The 21,810-nt window shown below is 54.3% G+C and carries 22 protein-coding genes; 13 read left to right on the top strand and 9 right to left on the bottom strand.

Annotation, left to right across the window (positions count from 1 at the left end; all coding sequences use genetic code 11):
* The 5 genes from ACIPDS_RS12390 to ACIPDS_RS12370 all read left to right on the top strand — a co-directional run bounded on the left by ACIPDS_RS12390 (window position 1) and on the right by ACIPDS_RS12370 (window position 6,492).
* Window positions 1-1,695, top strand: coding sequence for an FAD-dependent oxidoreductase (locus tag ACIPDS_RS12390; RefSeq protein ID WP_400736024.1), 1,695 nt, complete (start codon window positions 1-3; stop codon window positions 1,693-1,695).
* Window positions 1,696-1,769: 74 nt separating this feature from the next.
* A complete protein-coding gene (locus tag ACIPDS_RS12385; RefSeq protein ID WP_400736021.1) occupies window positions 1,770-2,573 on the top strand; it encodes a sugar phosphate isomerase/epimerase family protein in 804 nt (267 codons plus the stop codon).
* Between the two features lie 13 nt (window positions 2,574-2,586).
* Entirely contained in the window at window positions 2,587-3,951 is a 1,365-nt protein-coding gene (locus ACIPDS_RS12380; protein ID WP_400736018.1) for an MFS transporter, read from the top strand.
* Window positions 3,948-4,967 carry a Gfo/Idh/MocA family protein gene (locus ACIPDS_RS12375; RefSeq protein ID WP_400736015.1) on the top strand — a complete coding sequence of 340 codons (1,020 nt, stop codon included), beginning with the start codon at window positions 3,948-3,950 and terminating at the stop codon, window positions 4,965-4,967. Before ACIPDS_RS12380 ends, ACIPDS_RS12375 begins: the two co-directional genes overlap by 4 nt.
* A gap of 160 nt (window positions 4,968-5,127) precedes the next feature.
* Window positions 5,128-6,492 (top strand): MFS transporter, encoded by a 1,365-nt coding sequence (locus ACIPDS_RS12370; protein ID WP_400736012.1) that lies wholly within the window; start codon window positions 5,128-5,130, stop codon window positions 6,490-6,492.
* Between the two features lie 42 nt (window positions 6,493-6,534).
* On the opposite strand, the gene ACIPDS_RS12365 is transcribed toward ACIPDS_RS12370, so the two are convergent.
* Window positions 6,535-7,026 carry a YajQ family cyclic di-GMP-binding protein gene (locus ACIPDS_RS12365; protein WP_400736009.1) on the bottom strand — a complete coding sequence of 164 codons (492 nt, stop codon included), beginning with the start codon at window positions 7,024-7,026 and terminating at the stop codon, window positions 6,535-6,537.
* 190 nt (window positions 7,027-7,216) lie between these two features.
* Between ACIPDS_RS12365 and panE the strand changes: the two genes are divergently transcribed.
* Window positions 7,217-8,128: a 2-dehydropantoate 2-reductase gene (gene panE, locus ACIPDS_RS12360; protein ID WP_400736006.1), complete on the top strand. Its 912-nt coding sequence runs from the start codon at window positions 7,217-7,219 to the stop codon at window positions 8,126-8,128.
* Window positions 8,091-8,684: a protein deglycase YajL gene (gene yajL, locus ACIPDS_RS12355; protein WP_400736003.1), complete on the top strand. Its 594-nt coding sequence runs from the start codon at window positions 8,091-8,093 to the stop codon at window positions 8,682-8,684. Before panE ends, yajL begins: the two co-directional genes overlap by 38 nt.
* Window positions 8,685-8,857: 173 nt before the next feature.
* On the opposite strand, the gene ACIPDS_RS12350 is transcribed toward yajL, so the two are convergent.
* Together ACIPDS_RS12350 and thiI are read right to left on the bottom strand one after the other, a co-directional pair.
* On the bottom strand, window positions 8,858-9,673 hold the full coding sequence (locus ACIPDS_RS12350; protein WP_400736000.1) for a hypothetical protein: 816 nt from the start codon (window positions 9,671-9,673) through the stop codon (window positions 8,858-8,860).
* 377 nt (window positions 9,674-10,050) lie between these two features.
* Window positions 10,051-11,499 carry a tRNA uracil 4-sulfurtransferase ThiI gene (thiI, locus tag ACIPDS_RS12345; protein WP_400735997.1) on the bottom strand — a complete coding sequence of 483 codons (1,449 nt, stop codon included), beginning with the start codon at window positions 11,497-11,499 and terminating at the stop codon, window positions 10,051-10,053.
* A 199-nt stretch (window positions 11,500-11,698) separates the two neighbouring features.
* Between thiI and xseB the strand changes: the two genes are divergently transcribed.
* From xseB to ACIPDS_RS12325, 4 genes are all read left to right on the top strand, one after another.
* The gene (gene xseB, locus ACIPDS_RS12340; RefSeq protein ID WP_166514667.1) at window positions 11,699-11,941 is read left to right on the top strand and encodes an exodeoxyribonuclease VII small subunit; all 243 of its coding nucleotides are present in this window, start codon (window positions 11,699-11,701) and stop codon (window positions 11,939-11,941) included.
* 1 nt (window position 11,942) lies between these two features.
* Window positions 11,943-12,842 carry a (2E,6E)-farnesyl diphosphate synthase gene (gene ispA, locus ACIPDS_RS12335; protein ID WP_400735993.1) on the top strand — a complete coding sequence of 300 codons (900 nt, stop codon included), beginning with the start codon at window positions 11,943-11,945 and terminating at the stop codon, window positions 12,840-12,842.
* 18 nt (window positions 12,843-12,860) lie between these two features.
* Entirely contained in the window at window positions 12,861-14,723 is a 1,863-nt protein-coding gene (gene dxs, locus ACIPDS_RS12330) for a 1-deoxy-D-xylulose-5-phosphate synthase (protein ID WP_400735990.1), read from the top strand.
* Window positions 14,724-14,786: 63 nt separating this feature from the next.
* Complete coding sequence (locus tag ACIPDS_RS12325) at window positions 14,787-15,761, top strand: aldo/keto reductase (protein WP_400735987.1); 975 nt, start codon at window positions 14,787-14,789, stop codon at window positions 15,759-15,761.
* A gap of 99 nt (window positions 15,762-15,860) precedes the next feature.
* Here ACIPDS_RS12325 and pgpA read toward each other — a convergent pair whose 3' ends face one another.
* The 6 genes from pgpA to nrdR form a co-directional block, all read right to left on the bottom strand.
* A complete protein-coding gene (gene pgpA / locus ACIPDS_RS12320) occupies window positions 15,861-16,358 on the bottom strand; it encodes a phosphatidylglycerophosphatase A (RefSeq protein WP_400736735.1) in 498 nt (165 codons plus the stop codon).
* Complete coding sequence (thiL, locus tag ACIPDS_RS12315) at window positions 16,345-17,316, bottom strand: thiamine-phosphate kinase (protein WP_400735984.1); 972 nt, start codon at window positions 17,314-17,316, stop codon at window positions 16,345-16,347. The genes pgpA and thiL overlap by 14 nt, the downstream gene beginning before the upstream one ends.
* A 74-nt stretch (window positions 17,317-17,390) precedes the next feature.
* Window positions 17,391-17,810: a transcription antitermination factor NusB gene (nusB, locus tag ACIPDS_RS12310; RefSeq protein ID WP_062773912.1), complete on the bottom strand. Its 420-nt coding sequence runs from the start codon at window positions 17,808-17,810 to the stop codon at window positions 17,391-17,393.
* A gap of 19 nt (window positions 17,811-17,829) precedes the next feature.
* On the bottom strand, window positions 17,830-18,300 hold the full coding sequence (ribE, locus tag ACIPDS_RS12305; RefSeq protein ID WP_062773913.1) for a 6,7-dimethyl-8-ribityllumazine synthase: 471 nt from the start codon (window positions 18,298-18,300) through the stop codon (window positions 17,830-17,832).
* Window positions 18,301-18,385: 85 nt separating this feature from the next.
* On the bottom strand, window positions 18,386-19,489 hold the full coding sequence (ribD, locus tag ACIPDS_RS12300) for a bifunctional diaminohydroxyphosphoribosylaminopyrimidine deaminase/5-amino-6-(5-phosphoribosylamino)uracil reductase RibD (RefSeq protein WP_400735979.1): 1,104 nt from the start codon (window positions 19,487-19,489) through the stop codon (window positions 18,386-18,388).
* Between the two features lie 3 nt (window positions 19,490-19,492).
* Window positions 19,493-19,942, bottom strand: a complete 450-nt coding sequence (nrdR, locus tag ACIPDS_RS12295; protein ID WP_166514660.1) for a transcriptional regulator NrdR — start codon at window positions 19,940-19,942, stop codon at window positions 19,493-19,495.
* A 150-nt stretch (window positions 19,943-20,092) separates the two neighbouring features.
* Between nrdR and ACIPDS_RS12290 the strand changes: the two genes are divergently transcribed.
* Complete coding sequence (locus tag ACIPDS_RS12290) at window positions 20,093-20,635, top strand: DUF3251 domain-containing protein (protein WP_400735975.1); 543 nt, start codon at window positions 20,093-20,095, stop codon at window positions 20,633-20,635.
* A 294-nt stretch (window positions 20,636-20,929) separates the two neighbouring features.
* Window positions 20,930-21,790: a nucleoside-specific channel-forming protein Tsx gene (locus ACIPDS_RS12285; RefSeq protein ID WP_400735972.1), complete on the top strand. Its 861-nt coding sequence runs from the start codon at window positions 20,930-20,932 to the stop codon at window positions 21,788-21,790.
* The last annotated feature ends 20 nt before the right edge of the window (window positions 21,791-21,810 follow it).

Raw genomic sequence — 21,810 nt, 5'->3', positions numbered from 1 at the left:
ATGAGCAGGCATGTTGACGTCGATCTGCTGGTTGTCGGCTCCGGTGCGGCGGGGCTTGCCGCCGCCGTCACCGCGGCACTCCACGGTGCACGGGTGCTGGTTGCGGAAAAAGAGTCGGTGATTGGCGGCACCAGCGCCTGGTCAGGCGGCTGGCTTTGGATCCCCCAAAATCCTCTCGCCCGCGAGGAAGGCATTATCGAAGATGATGCGGCACCGCTGGCCTATTTGCAGGCGGAAATGGAGGGGCTTCCTGCCGACTCACGCCTGCGCACGTTTTTACGTTATGGCCCGGAAATGGTGACGTTCTTCCGGCAAAATACCGCCGTGCAGTTTCTTTCCGGCAGCAAAATGCCCGATTTTCACAATAGCCGCAGCTTTGCCACCGGCGGGCGATCGATCACCGCCCAGCCTTATGATGGCAGCGAACTCGGCGACTGGCTTCATCGCCTGCGTCCCCCGCTGGAAACCATCAGTCTGGCGGGGATGGGGATTGCGGGCGGTGACGACATGGCGCACTTCTTTAACGCCACCCGCTCGCCACGCTCTGCGCTGTATGCGGCTCGCCGACTGTTTCGCCACGGCTGGCAGCGCCTGCGTTACGGACGTGGCCGCCATCTGGTTAACGGCAACGCCCTGATAGCCCGCTTGCTGCGTTCTGCCTTAGACGCTGGTGTTGCTTTCCAGCTCAATGCTCCGGTTTGCCGACTGCTTGAAGGAGCCGAGAGCGTCACGGGAGCCATCCTTGCCAGCGACGACGGCGATATTCAGGTAAATGCCGGTGCAGTGGTGCTGGCAACCGGGGGATTCCCGCACGATAAGCAGCGGCTGGCGGAACAGGTGCCCCACGCCAGTCAGGGTTTTGGCCACTTCTCCGCCGCACCACCGGGTAATCAGGGTGATGGCATTCGTCTGGGCGAGTCGGTTGGCGGGCAGTTTGATACCTCGCTGAAAAACCCAATGGCCTGGGCACCCGTGTCGCGGGTGTCATTAGCCAGTGGCTTACAGCTGGCGTTTCCTCATCTGGTCGAGCGGGCAAAACCCGGCTTTCTGGCCGTTCGTCCCGATGGCAAGCGCTTCGTCAACGAGGCTGATTCCTACCACGACTTCATCGCCGCGCTTCTTCATGCCACGCCTGAAGGTGAAAAGCCCCAAGCCTGGCTTATCGCCGACAGTCGCGCGCTGCACCGGTACGGGCTGGGGCATGCGCGACCAACGCCATTTCCGGTTGAGGCCTGGCTGCGCACAGGTTATCTGCAAAGCGCCAGCACGCTGGAGGCGCTGGCGGAAAAATGCGGTATTGAATGCGCAGCGTTGTGCGACACCGTCACACGCTTCAATGACTTCGCTCGTCGCGGGCATGATGACGATTTCCAGCGCGGCAATTCAGCCTACAACTGCGCACAGGGCGATGCCCGCCACCAGCCTAGTCCAACGTTGGGGGCGCTGGAAAAAGCGCCCTACTACGCGGTGCGGATCCTTCCGGGCTCCCTTGGCTCGTTCAGCGGCCTGAAAACCGATGAACAGGCACGGGTGCTGAACGCGCAAAACCACCCTATTCACGGGCTGTTTGCCGTGGGAAACGATATGTCGAGCGTAATGCAAGGGTACTACCCCAGCGGCGGCATTACGCTTGGCCCTGCCATGACCTTTGGGTATCTGGTGGGAAAAAAACTCGCCGCCAATATCACGCATTAAAAACTTACGCATTTTGCCAGCGGAAGGCGCCAAACATAACAAAAAACCTCACCTGCAACTGTACTGGAGCCTTTATGAATATGCGTCCCCTCTCCCTCGCTGCTCTCACCATGCTCGACGTTCCGCCACCGGAACAGGTGCGTATCGCCGCACTGACGGGCTATAGCCACGTGGGCCTTCGCCTGCTCCCCGCCACGCCAGACGATCCTGATTACGACATGCTCGGTGATACCTTAACGGTACGCGAAACGCTGGCGGCGCTGCGTGACACCGGTATTCGGGTGTCTGATGTCGAAATTGTGCGCCTGACGCCGGACTTTACGCTTGAGGCGTTACGTCCCTTTCTGGAAACCGCCGCGCGTCTTGAAGCACGCCAGGTGTTAGTTGCCGGTAACGATGACAATCTCAACCGCAGTGCGGATAACCTTGCCCAACTGGCGCAAGCGGGGGAAGCCTACGGTCTGACGATGAATCTGGAGCCGATGCCCTGGACACAGATGCGCACCCTCGCGGACGCTCAGGCGCTGATTAACGCCAGCGGGCAGAATAATGTAGGGATTCTGGTCGATGCCATTCACTTCTGGCGGGCCGGTGAGTCGCTGGCGACGCTGGCAACGCTTGCGCCACACCAGCTCAACTATATGCAATTGTGCGATGCACCAGCGCAGACGCCAACGGATCCCCAAGAGCTTATCTATCAGGCCCGCTGCGCGCGTAAAGTACCGGGCGAAGGTGGCCTGGATTTACGCGGCTTGATGGCGGCACTTCCCTCCACATTACCCGTCTCACTCGAAGTGCCGCTATCCGGTATTCAGGGGGCGATGCCTGCTACGCAACGCGCACAGCTGCTGTTTAACGCAGCCCAATCTTTCCTGTAAACAGGAGCTCGCTATGTCACAGACTCAACGCCTGGATGTCAGAGAACTCATTAATACCAATCCCCTCAGCCGTTATCAAAAGCTGGTCATTTTCCTCGGTTTTTGCGTGATTGCGCTGGACGGTTTTGATATCGCTATCATGGGATTTATCGCCCCTACGCTGAAACAGGAATGGGGTGTCAGCAATCATGAACTTGGATTTGTCATCAGTACCGCGCTGATTGGTCTGGCGCTGGGTGCGCTCTTCTCCGGCCCGCTGGCCGACTGGCTGGGGCGTAAAAAAATCATTATCAACAGCGTCTTTTTCTTCGGTTTCTGGACCATTGCCACCGCGTTTTCCCAGAATATTGAACAGATGATTTTCTTTCGCTTTATGACCGGGCTGGGGCTTGGCGCCGCCATGCCAAACATGAGCACGCTGGTCTCTGAATACGCGCCTGAGCGACAGCGCTCATTTATTATTACCGTGATCTTCTGCGGCTTTACCTTTGGTGCGGCCGTTGGCGGATTTGCCGCTTCATGGCTGATCCCGCAGTTTGGCTGGCATTCACTGATGGCGCTGGGCGGGATCCTGCCGCTGCTCTTTTCCCCCCTGTTAATCTGGAAACTGCCGGAATCCGCCCGCTTTCTGGTCATCAAGCAGGCGCCGGCCGCCAGAGTCCGCGCCATACTCGAGCGATTCTACCCCGGTCAGGTCAGCGAAAACGTCAGCTTTATCCTGCCCCAGCAGACGATAAAAAGCGGCGCGATGCGTATTGTTCTCTCGCGCGACTACCTGCTCGGCTCGCTGATGTTGTGGCTGGTCTACTTTATGGGGCTGTTTCTGGTCTATATCCTCGGTAGCTGGCTACCGTCGCTGGTGAAAGAGATTGGCTTAACGGTTAGCCAGGCCGCCATCATGACCGCCATTTATCAGGCCGGGGGAACCGTCGGTTCCCTGTTTGCCGGTTGGTTAATGGACAAGATCAATCCACACCGGGCGCTGGGGCTTATCTATGCCGTTGGCGGGTTATTTACCATGGCTATCGGCTACGCTGGCGTCAATTTTCCCCTGCTGTGCCTGCTGGCATTGGTCAGCGGGGCCTGTCTTAACGGCGCGAATACCGGAATGAACGCACTTTCCGCACGCTTCTACCCAACGCAAGCACGCGCCACCGGATCGAGCTGGATGCACGGTGTCGGGCGGATCGGTGCCATTCTCAGCGCCTTCGCCGGTGCTGAGATGCTGGCGATGGGTCTCGATTTTAAATCTGTCTTTCTGATTCTGGGAATTCCTGCCGCCTTAACTGTCCTCGGTCTTGCCGTAAAAAGTTTTTGGGCCGCGAGGCCGGGCAGCACGAAATCGCCTGTTACCACCACATTGCGGAGTCCATCATGAATCGTATTCGTCTTGCCGTTATCGGCGCGGGCGCTATCGGGCGCAAACATATTGACGTGATTAACCAGACGCCGCAGGCGGAACTGGTGGCGCTGGCCGATCCCTCAACGCAGGCGGAGAACCTGGCAAAAGATCTTGGCGTCGCATGGTATGCCGATATCAATGAGATGCTGGATAACGAAAAGCCACAGGGTGTGATTAACGCCACGCCGAATACCCTCCATGTTCCTTGTGCCATCGCCTGCGTAGAGCGTGGTATCCCGGTGCTGGTCGAAAAACCGGTCGCCGAATCCGCCGAGCGCGCTCAGCAACTGGTGGATGCAGCGAATAGACACGGTGTACCGGTACTGGTGGGCCATCATCGGCGACATAACGCCCTGACGGCCGCGGCAAAAAAGCTGATCGATAGCGGCGAGTTGGGCAACATTGTGGCCGTGTCGGCGCACTGGATTTTACAAAAGCCCGATGACTACTTTGATGTTTCCTGGCGACGCGAGCCGGGTGCCGGGCCGCTGCTGGTCAATCTGGTGCACGATATCGATCTCCTGCGCTATCTGCTTGGCGAGATTAATAAAGTGCAGGCAATGACCAGCAACGCCACCCGTGGTTTTGCCAACGAGGATAGCGCGGTGGTCAACCTCCGTTTTGCCAGCGGCGCGCTAGGGAGTGCGGTGCTGAGCGACTGCGGCGTTAGCCCGTGGAGTTGGGAGATGAACTCGGCGGAAAACGAGGTTTACGCCCACGCACCGGAGAACTGCTATCTGATTTCTGGCAGCAAGGGCGCGCTCGCCATGCCGCAAATGCGCTGGTGGCGGTATGGAGAACAAAGCGGCTGGCACGCCCCGCTATTGCAGGAAACACTCAATATTGAAGCCATCGATCCGTTCATTCTGCAACTGCGACATTTTCTCCAGGTTATCCGCGGTGAGGTCGCACCAATTATTGATGCAAATGATGCATTAAAATCGCTGAAAGTCATCGATGCAATTCGACGTGTTTCGCTGAACGCCGCATAATGCTTTACTCTCCTCCGGTGGTATCTCTGCCACCGGATTATTCTTTTCTGTCTCTATTTCGCACAAATGATTCATTAATGTAATATTTGTTAATTAAGCGTCTGTTTACCCTGCCCTCTCCCCGCACTACACTACTGCCAGCTTTTATTTTGAGGTGGGAATGAACGATTACAAAATGACGCCCAGCGAGTTACGCGCAACCTGGGGTTTAGGAACCGTATTTTCTTTGCGTATGCTCGGCATGTTTATGGTTCTGCCGGTTCTGACCACATACGGTATGGCGTTGCAGGGCGCAAGCGAAGCGCTGATTGGTCTGGCTATCGGTATTTACGGCCTGGCGCAGGCCATCTTTCAAATCCCCTTTGGGCTGGTCTCTGACCGAATTGGACGCAAGCCGCTCATTATCGGCGGCCTGGCGATTTTCGTTCTTGGCAGCGTGATTGCCGCCCTATCAGATTCCATCTGGGGCATTATCCTCGGCCGCGCGCTACAAGGTTCAGGCGCGATTGCGGCGGCGGTCATGGCGCTACTTTCCGACCTGACGCGCGAACAAAACCGAACCAAAGCGATGGCGTTTATTGGCGTCAGCTTTGGCGTCACCTTCGCTATCGCGATGGTGCTTGGCCCCATCATCACCCACAAACTTGGCCTCCACGCGCTATTCTGGATGATTGCCGGGCTGGCTACGCTTGGGATTTTGTTGACGATTCTGGTGGTACCGGACAGTCAAAATCACGTTCTCAACCGTGAGTCCGGGATGGTAAAAGGCTGCTTTAGCAAGGTGTTGATGGAGCCGCGTCTGCTGAAGCTCAACTTCGGTATCATGTGCCTGCACATTTTGCTGATGTCGACTTTCGTTGCCCTGCCGGGCCAGCTGGAAGCCGCCGGATTCGCGGCCGCCGAGCACTGGAAAATCTATCTGGTCACGATGCTGGTGTCGTTTGTGTCGGTGGTGCCATTTATCATCTATGCCGAAGTTAAACGCCGTATGAAGCGCGTGTTTATCCTGTGCATTTCCCTGCTGCTGATTGCTGAAATCGTGCTGTGGGGTTCCGGCAACTCGTTCTGGGAACTGGTCATCGGCGTACAGATATTCTTCCTCGCCTTTAACCTGATGGAAGCGCTGCTGCCCTCGCTTATCAGCAAGGAGTCTCCGGCCGGTTATAAAGGCACGGCGATGGGGATTTACTCCACCAGCCAGTTCCTCGGCGTGGCTATCGGCGGTTCGCTAGGTGGCTGGGTTGATGGCCTGTTTGATTCGCAAACGGTATTCCTCGCCGGCGCTTTACTGGCGACCGTCTGGCTGCTGGTGTCGATGACGATGCAGGAACCCCAGTATGTGAGCAGTCTGCGTGTTGAAATTCCAGATAACATCGATGCGAATGATGCTTTACGCGACCGCCTGATGGCGATGGATGGCGTGAAGGAAGTGTTGGTGGTGGCGCAGGAGCATTCCGCCTATGTCAAAATCGACAGTAAGGTGACGAACCGCTTTGAGGTTGAGCAGGCGATTGCCGCTCAATAAAATGATGCTGCCCGCAGAGCTTCGCGGGCAGCGCTTACGCGATTAATCGCGGAAGTTTTTGAACTGGAACGGCTGGCCGAGATCGCCACCGCGTACCAGCGCCATCGTAGCCTGCAGATCGTCGCGTGCCTTACCGGTTACGCGAATCTCTTCACCCTGAATCTGCGCCTGGACTTTCAGCTTGCTGTCTTTAATCAGCTTAACGATTTTCTTCTGAACCGCACTCTCAATCCCCTGCTTCAACTTGGCTTCAACAAACCAGGTTTTTCCGCTGTGGACGAAATCTTCCGGCACGTCGAGCGACGTCCCTTCAATGCCGCGTTTAAGCAGCTTCGCGCGCAGAATATCCAGCAACTGATTAACCTGGAAGTCAGATTCGCTCAGTACCTTAATCGTCTTATTCGCTTCGTTTAATTCAAAAGTGGCTTCAACGCCACGAAAGTCAAAGCGTGACTCAACTTCGCGGCTCGCGTTATCAACCGCGTTGCGCGCTTCCTGAAGATCTACTTCAGAGACAATATCGAAAGATGGCATCTTTTCCCCTCCCTTAGTTTCTTTTGCGTTGCATAATACCTGCAACACGGCATAACTCAACTGGTTATCCCTGGAAGGTGAGTCGCAACCTTCCTATTACTCGAAATCCATAAAGCATATACTTATTGTTAGCGTGAAGTATGACATACCAGTAGCATCGTTTGTGTTAATAAAACGGTCGGGAGGCTATTTGAAAATTACGGTATTGGGATGTGGCGCGCTGGGCCAATTATGGATGACGGCACTCCACAAAAAAGGATTTGAAGTACAAGGCTGGTTACGCGTACCTCAGCCCTACTGTAGCGTAAATCTCGTTGAACTCGACGGCTCGATATTTAATCAGGCGCTTATCGCCAACGACCCCGATTTTCTGGCACAAAGTGATTTGCTTTTAGTCACGCTTAAAGCGTGGCAAGTTTCTGACGCGGTGAGAAGCCTGGCCGCACACCTGCCGGTGACAACACCCATCCTGCTGATTCATAACGGTATGGGGACGCTACAGGAGCTTAACGATCTCAAGCAGCCGATTTTACTCGGCGCCACCACGCAGGCCGCGCGCCACGATGGCAGCGTTATTGTCCATGTCGCTAATGGCACCACGCACATCGGCCCGGCAAAGCAGTATGAGGAAGACTACAGCGCGCTCGCGGTAACCTTGCAGAATGTTCTGCCTGACGTCGCGTGGCACGACAGCATTCATTCCGCCATGTGGCGTAAGCTGGCCGTTAACTGCGTCATTAACCCACTTACCGCGCTAATGAACTGCCCGAACGGTGATTTACGCCACCACCAGCAGCAAATTGCCCGCATCTGCGAAGAGGTGGCGATGACCATGACGCGGGAGGGATTTCATACCTCCCCGGAAAATCTGTTATTTTATGTCAACCAGGTGATTGAACTGACAGCGGAAAATATCTCCTCCATGTTGCAGGACATCCGCGCACTTCGGCATACGGAAATCGACTATATCACCGGTTTTCTACTCAAGCGCGCGCGGGCGCACGGCATTCCTGTGCCTGAAAATACCCGACTGTATGAACTGGTTAAACGTAAGGAGAGTGAATATGAGCGCGTCAGCACTGATTTGCCTCGCACCTGGTAGCGAAGAAATGGAAGCCGTGACCACCATTGATTTATTGGTGCGTGGCGGTATCCAGGTCACGACCGCCAGCGTCGCAAGCGATGGCAACCTTGCTATCACCTGCTCGCGCGGCGTTAAAATTCTGGCCGATGCTCCTCTGGTTGAGGTAGCGGACGGGGAATACGACATCATCATTCTCCCGGGCGGAATTAAGGGGGCGGAATACTTCCGTGACAGCACGCTGCTGGTTGAAACAGTGAAACAGTTCCAGCGCTCTGGACGCATTGTGGCCACCATTTGCGCGGCCGCCGCCACGGTTCTTATCCCGCATAATATTTTCCCTTACGGCAATATGACCGGCTTCCCGGCGCTGAAAGATAAAATCCCGGAAGAACAGTGGCAAGACAGGCGTGTCGTCTGGGATCCCCGCGTCAACCTGCTCACAAGCCAGGGGCCAGGTACGGCGATTGATTTTGCTCTGAAGATTATTGAACTGCTGGTGGGGCGCGAGAAGGCGTATGAGGTTTCGACGCAACTGGTGATGGCAGCGGGGATTTATAATTTTTATGAGGGGTAGTGGTGGTTGGGGGCGAGAAGTTCAGGCTTCATCCTATTCGGGTAATACCGGGATATTTACCGCAGCCACCGATGTTAAAAATGGGCCGTATCTAATCCATAATTCCCTCTGATAAAGATGATGGGTTTCACTTGCTGACCAGTGAAACCCATCACGCAATATAGAATTGAACATCAGTCTTTGCTGTAGCGCTCAACTAAATCTTCCACCACCATTTTGTAGGTTGTTTTTTCAAGGTCGTTCATCTGTCGCTGAATAGCGTCAGCGTCAACTTTCTGATCTTTTGGTGGCGTCAATGGGATCGTCAGCGATTCGGCGTTAACCGGCGAGTAGGCCGACCACTCTCCGCTGGCGACATCCACTAAAACAAACCGAATTAAATACCGTAGAGATAACCCTGCTGTCTTTTCTCCATTGTATTTTTTCCACACCATTTCTTTTAATGCGGGATTATATTTAGCCGACTCTATCTCATCCCAGTAAACGACAATGGTACTGTGACGGCCTTTCGCAGAAATATATCTTAATGCCTGCATATAATTGGCATTAATTACCGCACCTTTATTCTCGGTATCATTTTCAGCGAACTCATTGACCGCTTGTTTCACTGAAGTGGCAGGCTGAGCGGCTCGTTTTTTTCTGGCAACCGGAATGCCAGAAAATGTTGAAACCTTATAATAGCGCTGCATTTCCTTTTGCATCATCACATCAGGCGCTCGTGAGCCCGATTTGACCAGCACAATGGAGGAATGCAGAGGAACTTCAAACTGCCCTTCAGCTTCCTCAACGGCATTCTGGATATCTTCTTCCGAGATTTCCAGCGTTAGCTCATTGCCGAAAACATCCTGCTCAGAGAGTTGCGTCATAGAAGTGATGTCAGTACGCTGCGGAGCGGCAGCTTTTTTCTTATCATCAATTGATGAGGATTTGGAACAGCCATTAAGTAAAATAGCGCCCATAAACAGAATCAATAAATATCTATTATTCATCGAGAGAACCTCATTAATCACATGCTTATCAAGCACGCGGGGATTATCTTTCGATTATACTTTTATTTTAACTTTAAAAGGATAAAAATAAATATTCATTTATTGAATGGGGCATAACTAAAAAATAAAAACAATGAATTAAATATTTAACCCATAATCTGTATATACCCAAAATAATTCGAGTTGCAGGAAGGCAGCAAGTGAGCGAATCCCCAGGAGCTTACACTGGTAAGTGACTGGGGTGAACGAACGCAGCCAACGCACATGCAACTTGAAGTATGACGGGTATAAATAATAGAACAGCGGTTATGGCGACATATATATCACCATAAAAAAACGCCTCAAAAGAGGCGTTTCAGGAAGAGACTTCGCGCGCTCTACGGGCGATACACTTTCACGTTAGCAAAGCCCTGCTCGCGCAGATACAGCGCCTGCAAGCGGCTCATCACGCCACGTTCGCACCACAGCAAATAGGTTTTGCTCTGATCGAGATTACCAAACTGCGTACTGAGCTTATAGAACGGTAGCGATGCCACGCTGACCCCTTCCACATCAAGAGGCTTAGCATCCTGCTCGTCAATAGAACGGATATCGAGGATCACGTCGTTTTCAGTGAAACCGCTGACGGTTTCAACTTCCACCACTTCCTGCTCGGTCTGCTGAGCGATATCGCGGATATCAACGTTATTCGCTTCGGCAACCACTTTATCAAGGATGGTGAAATCGAAGTTTGCTTCTTCGGCTTCGATTTTCGCCTTCACTGCCTTGATGGTTGGGCTTTTGGAAATAACGCCGCAGTATTCCGGCATGGTACGAGCAAAATCTTCGGTACCAATTTCACGCGCCAGATTAATGATGTGCTCTTTATCGTGCGAAATCAGCGGACGCAGAATCAGGGTATCGGACACATTGTCGATTAAACGCAGGTTTGTCAGGGTCTGACTCGATACCTGGCCCAGCGCTTCACCGGTCACCAGCGCCTGAACGCCGTAGCGTTCTGCAACTTGTGATGCGGCACGCACCATCATGCGCTTAAGCACAACGCCCATCTGGCCATCTTCGACTTTCTCGAGGATTTCGCCGACGACCGGTTCAAAGTTGATGGCGACAAAGCGCACGCGGTGCGAACTGCCGAAGCGGTTCCACAGGTAGTGCGCAACCTGGCGTACGCCGATTTCATGCGCGGCACCGCCGAGGTTAAAGAAGCAGTAATGGACGCGACAACCGCGACGCATCAGCATATAGCTGGAAACGCCGGAGTCGAAACCACCAGAAATCAAAGACAGCACATCTTCCTGGGTTCCAATCGGGAAGCCACCGATACCTTCATAACGCCCTTTCACCAGCAGCAGACGGTCATTTTCAATTTCGAGGTTAACCGTGACATCCGGGTGCGAAAGCTTCACGCGCGCCGATTCAATGTGCTGGTTCAGACCGCCGCCGACATAACGTTCCACCTCGATAGACGTGAACTCATGCTTACCGCGACGCTTCACGCGCACACAGAAAGTTTTGCCTTCAAGCTTCTCGCGCCAAAGCGGCAGCGTCAGCTCAAAAATGTTGTGCAGTGAGGTAAACGGGACGTCTTCCACTTCCAGAATATGGTGGATCCCCGGAATACGCGTCATCGCGTCGAGAAGAGTCTGACGTTTGTCCTCATCTTTCGAGCGAACTTCGATGTGATCCCAGTGGCGCACAATAGCGAGGGTTTCATCGAGATTTTTGAGAACGTTACGAATATTCCCGGTTAAAATTTTAATAAAGCGCAAACGCACAGTTTGGCTTTTGATGGTGATTTCCGGGAACAATTTAATGATAAACTTCATGGCGGCAATGGTTCGTTGGCAAGCCCTGAGGGGCTTTGAGCAAAAAGATGTATCGCAGTGTACCCATAATATCAGCAGTACCTGCGTCCAGGTCGCGGAGTATACCATCATCCTGCTTACCATTGCGTGTTATTTGCTTCACGCCCAGACTCCGTTACCATAGACACCGTCGCGATATAACAAGAGCCAAACATTCATTATGCCAAAGAAAAATGACGCCCCGGCCAGTTTCGAAACTGCTTTAACCGAACTTGAGCAGATTGTTAACCGTCTGGAAAGCGGCACCCTTCCACTGGAAGATGCGCTAAACGAATTTGAACGCGGCGTGCAGCTGGCACGTCTTGGGCAGACGAAACTGCAGCAAGCCGAGCAACGCGTGCAGATCCTGCTTGCCGATAACGAAGATGCTCCTTTAACGCCATTCACGCCGGACGCCGAATAAAATGGATTTTTCGCAACAGCTCAATGCCTGCGTCGATAGGGCAAACGACGCGCTGCGCCGATTTATCGCTCCGCTACCGTTTCAGAACACTCCTCTGGTTGACGCCATGCAGTATGGCGCATTATTGGGCGGTAAACGCCTGCGCCCCTTCCTGGTTTATGCCACCGGAAAAATGTTTAACGTCAGCATGACCACGCTGGATGCGCCAGCAGCGGCCGTTGAATGCATTCATGCCTATTCGCTGATGCACGACGACCTGCCGGCTATGGACAACGACGATCTGCGCCGCGGTCAGCCAACCTGTCATATTAAATTTGGCGAGGCGAGCGCAATTCTGGCCGGTGACGCGCTACAAACGCTGGCGTTCTCTATACTCAGTGATGCGCCGATGACCGAAGTCAGCGATCGCGATCGCCTGGCGATGTTATCAGAGCTGGCCTCCGCCAGCGGCGTTGCGGGAATGTGCGGCGGTCAGGCGTTGGATCTGGAAGCCGAAGGCCAGCAGGTCAATCTGGAGATGCTGGAGCGCATCCATCGCCACAAAACCGGTGCGCTGATTCGTGCCGCCGTGCGCCTTGGCGCATTGAGCGCGGGTGAGCAAGGCCGTAAAGCGCTGCCGCTGCTGGATAAGTACGCGGAATGCATCGGGCTGGCGTTCCAGGTTCAGGATGACATTCTGGATGTGGTGGGGGATACTGCGACCCTCGGAAAACGTCAGGGCGCCGACCAGCAACTTGGTAAAAGCACCTATCCCGCACTGCTGGGCCTTGAGCAAGCTCAGAAAAAAGCCAGTGACCTCATCGCTGAGGCACGTCAGTCATTAACCGTACTGGCGGCACAGTCACTGGATACCACAGCACTGGAAGCGCTAGCGGATTACATCATCCTGCGCGATAAATAAACAATAAATGAGTCTCCGATGAGTTTTGATATTGCCAAATACCCGACCCTGGCGCTGGTCGATTCCACCCAGGAATTGCGCCTGTTGCCAAAAGAGAGCCTGCCGAAACTGTGTGACGAGCTACGCCGTTACCTGCTCGACAGCGTGAGCCGTTCAAGCGGACACTTTGCCTCCGGGCTTGGCACGGTGGAACTCACCGTGGCATTGCATTATGTCTACAATACGCCGTTCGACCAGCTTATCTGGGACGTCGGCCATCAGGCTTACCCGCACAAAATTTTGACCGGGCGTCGCGACAAAATTGACACCATCCGGCAAAAAGGCGGCCTGCACCCCTTCCCGTGGCGCGGTGAGAGCGAGTATGACGTGCTGAGCGTCGGTCACTCCTCCACTTCCATTTCCGCAGGAATTGGCATTGCCGTGGCGGCAGAAAAAGAGAATAAACAGCGCCGTACCGTCTGCGTGATTGGCGATGGCGCGATTACCGCCGGCATGGCGTTTGAAGCGATGAACCATGCGGGCGACATTAAGCCTGACATGCTGGTCGTGCTAAACGACAACGAAATGTCTATCTCTGAAAACGTCGGCGCGTTGAATAACCATCTGGCGCAGCTGCTCTCCGGCAAGCTGTACTCTTCGCTACGCGAAGGCGGCAAAAAAGTCTTTTCTGGCGTTCCGCCGATTAAAGAGTTACTTAAGCGCACCGAAGAACATATCAAAGGGATGGTCGTCCCGGGGACGCTGTTTGAAGAGCTGGGCTTCAACTATATCGGGCCGGTAGACGGTCACGACGTATTGGGATTGGTGAATACGCTCAAGAACATGCGCGACCTGAAAGGCCCGCAGTTCCTGCATATCATGACTAAAAAAGGCCGTGGCTATGAACCGGCTGAAAAAGACCCGATCACCTTCCACGCGGTGCCAAAATTCGATCACACCAGCGGTAAGCTGCCAAAAAGCAGCGGCGGTCTGCCGTCATATTCCAAAATCTTCGGCGACTGGCTGTGCGAAACGGCGGCGAAAGACGCGAAGCTGATGGCGGTAACGCCTGCGATGCGTGAAGGCTCCGGGATGGTCGAGTTTTCAAAAAAATATCCTGACCAGTATTTCGATGTCGCGATTGCCGAACAACATGCGGTGACGTTCGCGGCAGGTCTGGCAATTGGCGGCTACAAGCCGATTGTGGCCATCTACTCGACCTTCCTGCAACGCGCCTACGATCAGGTGATCCACGACGTCGCCATTCAGAAATTACCGGTGCTGTTTGCCATAGACCGTGCGGGTATTGTTGGCGCTGACGGGCAAACCCACCAGGGGGCGTTTGATATCTCCTTCCTGCGCTGCATCCCAGAGATGGTCATCATGACGCCAAGCGATGAAAATGAGTGCCGACAGATGTTGTACACCGGCTATCATTACGGCGATGGCCCAAGCGCGGTGCGTTATCCGCGTGGCACCGGTACTGGCGCAGCGCTTGAACCACTGGCATCGCTGCCTCTGGGCAAAGGCGTGGTGAAACGTGAAGGCGAAAAACTGGCGATCCTGAACTTTGGTACGCTGCTGGCGGAAGCGGCAATCGTCGCTGAAAAACTTAACGCGACGCTGGTTGATATGCGCTTTGTGAAGCCACTGGATGAGCGCCTGATCCTTGAGATGGCCGCACGTCATGAGTCACTGGTGACGCTGGAAGAAAATGCCGTGATCGGCGGCGCCGGAAGCGGCGTCAATGAAGTGCTGATGGCACATCGCAAACCGGTACCGGTACTCAATCTTGGCCTGCCTGATTTCTTTGTTCCACAAGGAACGCAGGAAGAGGCACGCGCTGACCTCGGTCTGGATGCCGCAGGGATTGAAGCGAAGATCGCGGCCTGGTTGGCATAATTCCTCCTTTCGCTCCTGCTATGCTTAAAGGTAAACCTTTTACCCGTTAGCAGGAGCGACATCATGCAATACCATCTCTTAGGACAAACCGACCTCCGGGTTTCCCGTCTTTGCCTGGGCTGTATGACTTTTGGCGAGCCGGACCGAGGTAAGCATGCCTGGACGCTGCCGGAAGACAGCAGTCGCCCCATCATTCAACGCGCTCTCGAAGGCGGCATCAATTTTTTTGATACGGCAAATAGCTATTCTGACGGCAGCAGCGAAGAGATTGTCGGCCGCGCGCTACGCGACTTCGCGCGTCGTGATGACGTTGTGGTTGCTACCAAGGTTTATCATCAGGTGGGCTCGCTCGAAGAAGGCCTCTCCCGTGCGCAGATCCTGCGTTCCATTGACGATAGCCTGACTCGTCTTGGCATGGACTACGTCGATCTCCTGCAAATTCACCGTTGGGACTATCGCACGCCGATCGAAGAGACGCTCGAAGCATTGAACGACGTGGTGAAAGCGGGGAAAGCGCGTTACATCGGCGCGTCGTCAATGCACGCCCGCCAGTTCGCCCAGGCGCTGGCGCTACAGAAAAGCAATGGCTGGGCGCCGTTTGTCACCATGCAGGATCACTACAATCTCATCTACCGCGAAGAAGAACGCGACATGCTTCCGCTGTGTACTCAGGAGGGCGTGGCGGTTATTCCGTGGAGCCCGTTAGCCCGTGGGCGTCTGACGCGCCCGTGGGGAGAAACCACGGCAAGACTGGTTTCCGATGAGTTCGGTCAGACGCTTTACAGCTCAACGGAAGAAAACGATGAGCAAATTGCCGGGGAGCTGGAACGGGTAGCCGAAGAGATTGAGGCCAGCCGCGCGCAAACGGCGCTGGCGTGGCTTTTGAGTAAACCGGGGGTGGCAGCGCCGATTATTGGAGCATCGCGTGAGGATCAGTTAGATGAGCTGCTAAATGCGGTGGATATTACGCTGACGCCGGAACAAATTGCGGCGATGGAAGCGCCCTATCAGGCGCACCCGGTGGTGGGGTTTAAATAAGCATGTAGGCCGGATAAGGCGAAGCCGCCATCCGGCAATGTGCACCGTTCCTGCCGGATGGCGGCTTCGCCTTATCCGGCCTACGATTCTACGGAATCATCACAGAATATGATGCCCTGCCACATACAGAATCGCTGCGGAAATCACCCCGGCGACGATATCATCCACCATAATCCCCATGCCGCCGTGGATATTGCGGTCGAACCAGCGGATGGGCCAGGGTTTCCACATATCAAAAATGCGGAATACAACAAAGCCCGCCAGCACCCACTGCCAGCTGATGACCGGGATCGCCATCAAGGTTATCCACATGCCGATAAACTCATCCCACACGATGCTTCCGTGATCGTGGGTGCCCATATCACGCGCCGTGCGGCGGCAGATATACACGCCGATGCAAATACCGAACATCACCACCAGCGAATAGACTTGCAGCGGTAAAAAGGTCAGCAAATACCAGAACGGGATTGATGCTAACGAGCCCATCGTGCCTGGCATAATTGGGCTTAACCCGCTGCCAAATCCGGTCGCCAGCAGGTGCCAGGGATTGCGTAAATTCAGGCGACTTTTTGCGGCGTCATGCTTAGCCAAAGTGATCGTACCCCTTCCAGTCCAGCGTCACCGCTTTTCCATCTTGTGTAAAATTGAGCCCTTCCACATCGGCGCTAATTTGCCCAATGCAGGTAAACGGTGTCCCCAGTTTACCCAGCGCCACTTCAAGCGCCCCGCGGTTTAGCTCAGGCACGGTGAAGCAGAGTTCATAATCTTCACCGCCGGACAGCGCCCAACGGCAGGCTAATTCTGGCGCAACATGACGCTGCATGGCTTCAGAATAGGGTAAGGCATCAAGGTCAACACGCGCACCGACGCCGCTGGCTTTCAGGATGTGCCCAAGATCAGAAATCAGCCCATCGGAAAGATCGATAGCCGAACTGGCCAGGTCGCGCAGCGCTTGCCCTTGCAGAACGCGCGGCGTTGGCCGCAGATGACGCTGTCGTAGATATGCGGCGTCGTCTGGTTCATCGATGGTCAACTGATTGAGGAGCAAGGCCAGCCCGGCGGCGCTATCGCCTGGCGTACCGGTGACATAGATCCAATCGCCCGGCTTGGCACCGGAGCGTTTTAGCGCCCGCCCCACCGGTACGTAACCGTGGATACTCAGCGTCATCGACAGCGGCCCTTTCGTAGTATCACCACCAATAAGCTGCATATCGTAATAATTGAGCTGCTCAAACAGGCTATCGCTAAACGCCGCCAGCCAGTCTTCATCGACTGAAGGAAGCGTCAGCGCCAGGGTTAACCACGCCGGGTCAGCCCCCATTGCAGCCAGATCGCTGACGTTAACCGCGAGCGCTTTATAAGCGAGGTCAGCAGGGTCAATATCAGGAAGAAAATGGTTACCCGCGACCAGCGTGTCGGTGCTGATTGCCAGGGTTTGTTTTTCGGGGATGTTGAGTAACGCGCAGTCGTCGCCAATTCCGGTTTCGACATCAAGACGGGCGTTTCGTACTCGGTCAAAATAACGGGCAATCAGGGAGAATTCGCCGCATGCCATACGTTATGCCTCAGCAGAAGGATAAAACAAGGCCGGGGAAAGTGGCAGAAACCACCCTCTCACCGGCCTACGGGTTACTTTTTGCGGGGACGAATTGCAGGAGCGGCTTTATCCAGCACGCCGTTGACAAACTTGTGGCTGTCTTCAGCGCCAAAGGTTTTTGCCAGCTCGATAGCTTCGTTGATAGCCACTTTATACGGCACGTCATCACGTTTTGACAGCTCGAACAGCGCAATACGCAGTACCGCTTTTTCCACCTGGCCCAGCTCTTCAAGCAGGCGAGACAGGTATGGCTTCATCAATCCGTCGAGGTACGCGCTGTTAGTCGCTACCCCGGACAGCAGTTCACGGAAGTACGCGACGTCGACATCTTTAACGTCTTGTTCCGCCAGGAACTGGTATTCAACATCAGAGATGTCGTTCTGGGACAACTGCCAGGAGTAGAGCGCCTGGACGGCACACTCACGGGCGCGGCGACGAGCAGCAGGTTTCACGGATTTCCCCTTACAAAAATCAGGCCTTGATGGCTTTCAATACATTAATCATTTCAATCGCGGTCAGTGCAGCTTCTGCACCTTTGTTACCGGCTTTTGTGCCAGCGCGTTCGATAGCTTGTTCAATACTTTCGGTGGTCAGAACACCAAAGGCTACCGGGATTCCGCTGTCCTGAGCGACTTGCGCCAGACCATTGCTTGCCCCGCCAGCAACATATTCGAAGTGAGCCGTACCGCCACGGATAACCGTTCCGAGCGCAATCACCGCATCATATTTACCGGTTTTTGCCAGCGCGTCTGCTGCCAGCGGCAGTTCATAAGCACCTGGAACCCAAACGACGGTGATGTTTTCATCTTTAACCTGACCAATGCGTTTCAGGGCGTCGATAGCACCTTCCAGCAGGCTGTCATTGATAAAGTTGTTGAAACGCGCGATGGTGATGGCGACGCGAGCGTCCGGGGTAGCAACGTTAGCTTCAATAATGTTCATACTCTTCCTTTGGGTTCATTTGCCCCGCAGGGGGGCGGATTTTATCATAATATTCCGGGCGCTGCTGCTTCTAATTCAGAAAGCCTCACCTGGCTGTTAAATGCAGGCAGACATCGGGGCCGACCTGACGTATCTCATTGAATTTAAAATGGGGGGCATCAGCCAGTTTCTCAAGCCCCGGCAGCACACATAATCCGCGCGCCTCGCTGCCTAATAGTTTAGGTGCGATGTAGACGATAAGCTCATCAACCAGACCCGCCTGAATCAGCGCCCCCGCAAGCGTTGGCCCCGCCTCCACCCAGATGCTGTTAATTTGCTGTTTTCCCAGCTGCATCATCAGGAGAACCAGATCGAGATGACCATTGTGCTCAGGCACCGTTAGCGTCTGGACGCCCTGCGGCCAGCGGCGCGTATCCTCTTGGGTGCGCGCAAACAGCGTTTCACCCGGCTGCTGCACAATGCGATGTTCAGGCGTGACGCGATTGCCGCTGTCGATAACAATACGCAATGGCTGACGCAGATTTTCCTGTGGGTAAAGCTGCTGCGTATCGGCGTTAAGCTCATCCCAGCGTACGGTTAAAGCAGGATTGTCAGCCAGTACGGTGGCGCTACTGGTTAAAATAGCATGGCTTTCGGCGCGCAGACGCTGCACGTCGCGGCGAGCCTGTGGTGAGGTGATCCACTGACTTTCCCCGCTGGCCATCGCCGTTCTGCCATCAAGCGATGCGCCAAGTTTAAGCTGTACATACGGAAAACCGGTGCGCATCCGTTTGAGAAAGCCTTTATTCAACGCTTCAGCTTCGCTCATCATCAACCCGTGGCTGACTTCAATACCGGCCTGCTGCAAACGGTACAGGCCGCGACCTGCAACCTGTGGATTGGGATCCTGCATCGCCGCCACCACGCGTGAAACACCGGCGGCAATTAAGGCATCGCAGCATGGTGGCGTGCGCCCGTGATGGCTGCACGGTTCAAGCGTCACATAGGCGGTCGCGCCTTTCGCTTTATCGCCCACCATACGCAGCGCGTGGACTTCCGCATGCGGTTCACCGGCACGATAATGGAAACCTTCGCCGACGATCTCGCCCTGATTCACAATCACGCAGCCGACCCGCGGGTTCGGATGCGTGGTGAATCGCCCGCGCGCGGCTAATTTTAGCGCACGCGCCATATACATTTCATCGAGCATAGCTTAGTCCTGTAAGCGGGCGATCTCTTCGCCAAACTCTTTAATATCTTCAAAGCTGCGGTAAACGGAGGCAAAGCGGATATAGGCCACTTTATCGAGCTTTTTCAGCTGCTCCATCACCAGATTACCCAGCAGCTTGCTCGGGACTTCGCGTTCGCCGGTGGCGCGCAAATGTGATTTGATATGATTAATCGCCATTTCGACGTCATCAGAGCTCACCGGGCGCTTTTCCAGCGCTCTTTGCATACCGCTACGCAGTTTGTCTTCATTAAACGGTTCACGCACGTCATTGCTTTTCACCACGCGTGGCATCACCAGCTCAGCCACTTCAAAAGTGGTGAAGCGTTCGTTGCAAACCAGGCATTGACGGCGGCGGCGAACGGAGGAACCTTCTCCCACAAGGCGGGAGTCAATCACTTTAGTGTCTACGGCGAAACAGAATGGGCAGTGCATACGACGTCCTGACGGTGAGGGTTGATGAAATCTATTTTACCCTGAACTGGCGTGACAACAAAGGAACAGCGCTTTTGAGACAATGGATCGATGTCAGAAGCGCGAATGCGCGCTACCATTGCGTTATCCCAAGAGAAGGAAACAGACCGAATGACAAGACGTTACCTAAGAATCGCCCTGCTGGGAAGCCTCGTCAGCCTGACCGCCTGCGCACCGCAAGCAGAAGTGAAGCAGATGCACCAAAGCATCAGCACCTTAAGCGCAGAGATGACTCAGCTAAATAAAGAAACGGTAAAAATTACCCAGCAAAATGCGTTAAATGCAAAATCAACGCGGGGTGCCTACCTGCTGCCGGGGGCCAACACGCCTGCGCGTTTAAACAGCCAGGTTGGCACGCTGCGCATGTCGATTAAAAACATCGCGCCTAATGCTCAGGGAACCGCGCTCACCTTACGTATTCAGGGCGAGTCCAACGATCCGCTGCCTGCCTTCACCGGTACCGCGGAATGGGGCCAAATTCAGGGCACTACCGAGCAGTATCAGGAGGTGAACGTGCAGAATCAACTCTTCTCCGCACCCGCAACCTTACTGGCACCGAGCGATGTGGATATTCCCCTTCAGCTTAATGGCGTGACGCCGGAGCAGCTAGGCTTTGTGCGTATTCACGACGTTCAGCCGGCTAACCCACAATAGAATTTCAGGCGCCGCGGGTTTCCAGAACGCGTCGGCGCTGCCCTCTTTCCCCCTCACCTTTCATACATCTGCTGTGTGTAAATATTTGCAATAATTCACCCCATCAGTACAATCGCGGCGTCCAATCTACGCAAACGTGAACGCAATCGATTACGCACTTGAAAAATGTGTGAACTGCGACTGATTTTCGTGAGCAAGGATTCATATAATAGGCACGCAGAAACACGAAACATTTAGAAAAACTTCGGTGATAAAAATCACTCTCTTTCGAATTTTTTTATTAGTGGCAGAAATATGAAAAAAACATTACTTGCAGCCGGTGCCGCGCTGGCGCTTACCGCTTCTTTCACTGCGAATGCTGAGGACTCTCAGCCACAGTACGTTTCCGACTGGTGGCATCAGAGCGTCAACGTGGTTGGCAGCTACCACACACGCTTCTCTCCAAAACTAAACAACGACGTTTATCTGGAGTACGAAGCGTTTGCTAAAAAAGATTGGTTAGATTTCTACGGCTACATCGATATTCCAAAAACCTTCGACTGGGGTAATGGTAACGATAAAGGCGTGTGGTCTGACGGCTCCCCAATGTTCATGGAAATCGAACCGCGCTTCTCTATCGACAAGCTGACCGGTGCTGACCTGAGCTTTGGTCCGTTCAAAGAGTGGTATATCGCCAACAACTATATCTACGATATGGGTGACAACAAAGCCAGCCGCCAGAGCACCTGGTATATGGGTTTGGGTACCGATATCGATACCGGCCTGCCGATGAGCCTGTCCATGAACGTGTACGCGAAGTACCAGTGGCAGAACTACGGCGCATCTAATGAAAACGAGTGGGACGGCTACCGCTTCAAAGTGAAATACTTTGTGCCGATTTCCGACCTGTGGGGCGGTAAACTGAGCTACATCGGTTTCACCAACTTCGACTGGGGCTCAGATCTGGGCGATGACGAAAACCGTACCAGCAACTCTATCGCATCAAGCCATATCCTTGCGCTGAACTACGATCACTGGCACTACTCTGTCGTCGCACGTTACTTCCATAACGGCGGCCAGTGGAAAGAAGGTTCAACCCTGAACTGGGGCGAAGGCGATTTCAGCGCCAAATCTACCGGCTGGGGTGGTTACCTGGTGGTGGGTTACAACTTCTAAGTTCGATACCGCAAAAAAGG

The organism is Kluyvera sp. NPDC087067 (assembly GCF_044745165.1).
Classification (GTDB): Bacteria; Pseudomonadota; Gammaproteobacteria; order Enterobacterales; family Enterobacteriaceae; genus Kluyvera.
Note: the sequence above shows the minus strand (reverse complement) of the source record. Positions and strands in the feature narration are given on the sequence as shown.

Bases quoted from the DNA above. Each gene is read 5' to 3' on its own strand.
- ACIPDS_RS12390 (WP_400736024.1), top strand. From the start codon at position 1: ATGAGCAGGCATGTTGACGTCGATCTGCTGGTTGTCGGCTCCGGTGCG.
- ACIPDS_RS12385 (WP_400736021.1), top strand. From the start codon at position 1,770: ATGAATATGCGTCCCCTCTCCCTCGCTGCTCTCACCATGCTCGACGTT.
- ACIPDS_RS12380 (WP_400736018.1), top strand. From the start codon at position 2,587: ATGTCACAGACTCAACGCCTGGATGTCAGAGAACTCATTAATACCAAT.
- ACIPDS_RS12375 (WP_400736015.1), top strand. From the start codon at position 3,948: ATGAATCGTATTCGTCTTGCCGTTATCGGCGCGGGCGCTATCGGGCGC.
- ACIPDS_RS12370 (WP_400736012.1), top strand. From the start codon at position 5,128: ATGAACGATTACAAAATGACGCCCAGCGAGTTACGCGCAACCTGGGGT.
- ACIPDS_RS12365 (WP_400736009.1), bottom strand. From the start codon at position 7,026: ATGCCATCTTTCGATATTGTCTCTGAAGTAGATCTTCAGGAAGCGCGC.
- yajL (WP_400736003.1), top strand. From the start codon at position 8,091: ATGAGCGCGTCAGCACTGATTTGCCTCGCACCTGGTAGCGAAGAAATG.
- ACIPDS_RS12350 (WP_400736000.1), bottom strand. From the start codon at position 9,673: ATGAATAATAGATATTTATTGATTCTGTTTATGGGCGCTATTTTACTT.
- thiI (WP_400735997.1), bottom strand. From the start codon at position 11,499: ATGAAGTTTATCATTAAATTGTTCCCGGAAATCACCATCAAAAGCCAA.
- xseB (WP_166514667.1), top strand. From the start codon at position 11,699: ATGCCAAAGAAAAATGACGCCCCGGCCAGTTTCGAAACTGCTTTAACC.
- ispA (WP_400735993.1), top strand. From the start codon at position 11,943: ATGGATTTTTCGCAACAGCTCAATGCCTGCGTCGATAGGGCAAACGAC.
- dxs (WP_400735990.1), top strand. From the start codon at position 12,861: ATGAGTTTTGATATTGCCAAATACCCGACCCTGGCGCTGGTCGATTCC.
- ACIPDS_RS12325 (WP_400735987.1), top strand. From the start codon at position 14,787: ATGCAATACCATCTCTTAGGACAAACCGACCTCCGGGTTTCCCGTCTT.
- thiL (WP_400735984.1), bottom strand. From the start codon at position 17,316: ATGGCATGCGGCGAATTCTCCCTGATTGCCCGTTATTTTGACCGAGTA.
- ribE (WP_062773913.1), bottom strand. From the start codon at position 18,300: ATGAACATTATTGAAGCTAACGTTGCTACCCCGGACGCTCGCGTCGCC.
- ribD (WP_400735979.1), bottom strand. From the start codon at position 19,489: ATGCTCGATGAAATGTATATGGCGCGTGCGCTAAAATTAGCCGCGCGC.
- nrdR (WP_166514660.1), bottom strand. From the start codon at position 19,942: ATGCACTGCCCATTCTGTTTCGCCGTAGACACTAAAGTGATTGACTCC.
- ACIPDS_RS12290 (WP_400735975.1), top strand. From the start codon at position 20,093: ATGACAAGACGTTACCTAAGAATCGCCCTGCTGGGAAGCCTCGTCAGC.
- ACIPDS_RS12285 (WP_400735972.1), top strand. From the start codon at position 20,930: ATGAAAAAAACATTACTTGCAGCCGGTGCCGCGCTGGCGCTTACCGCT.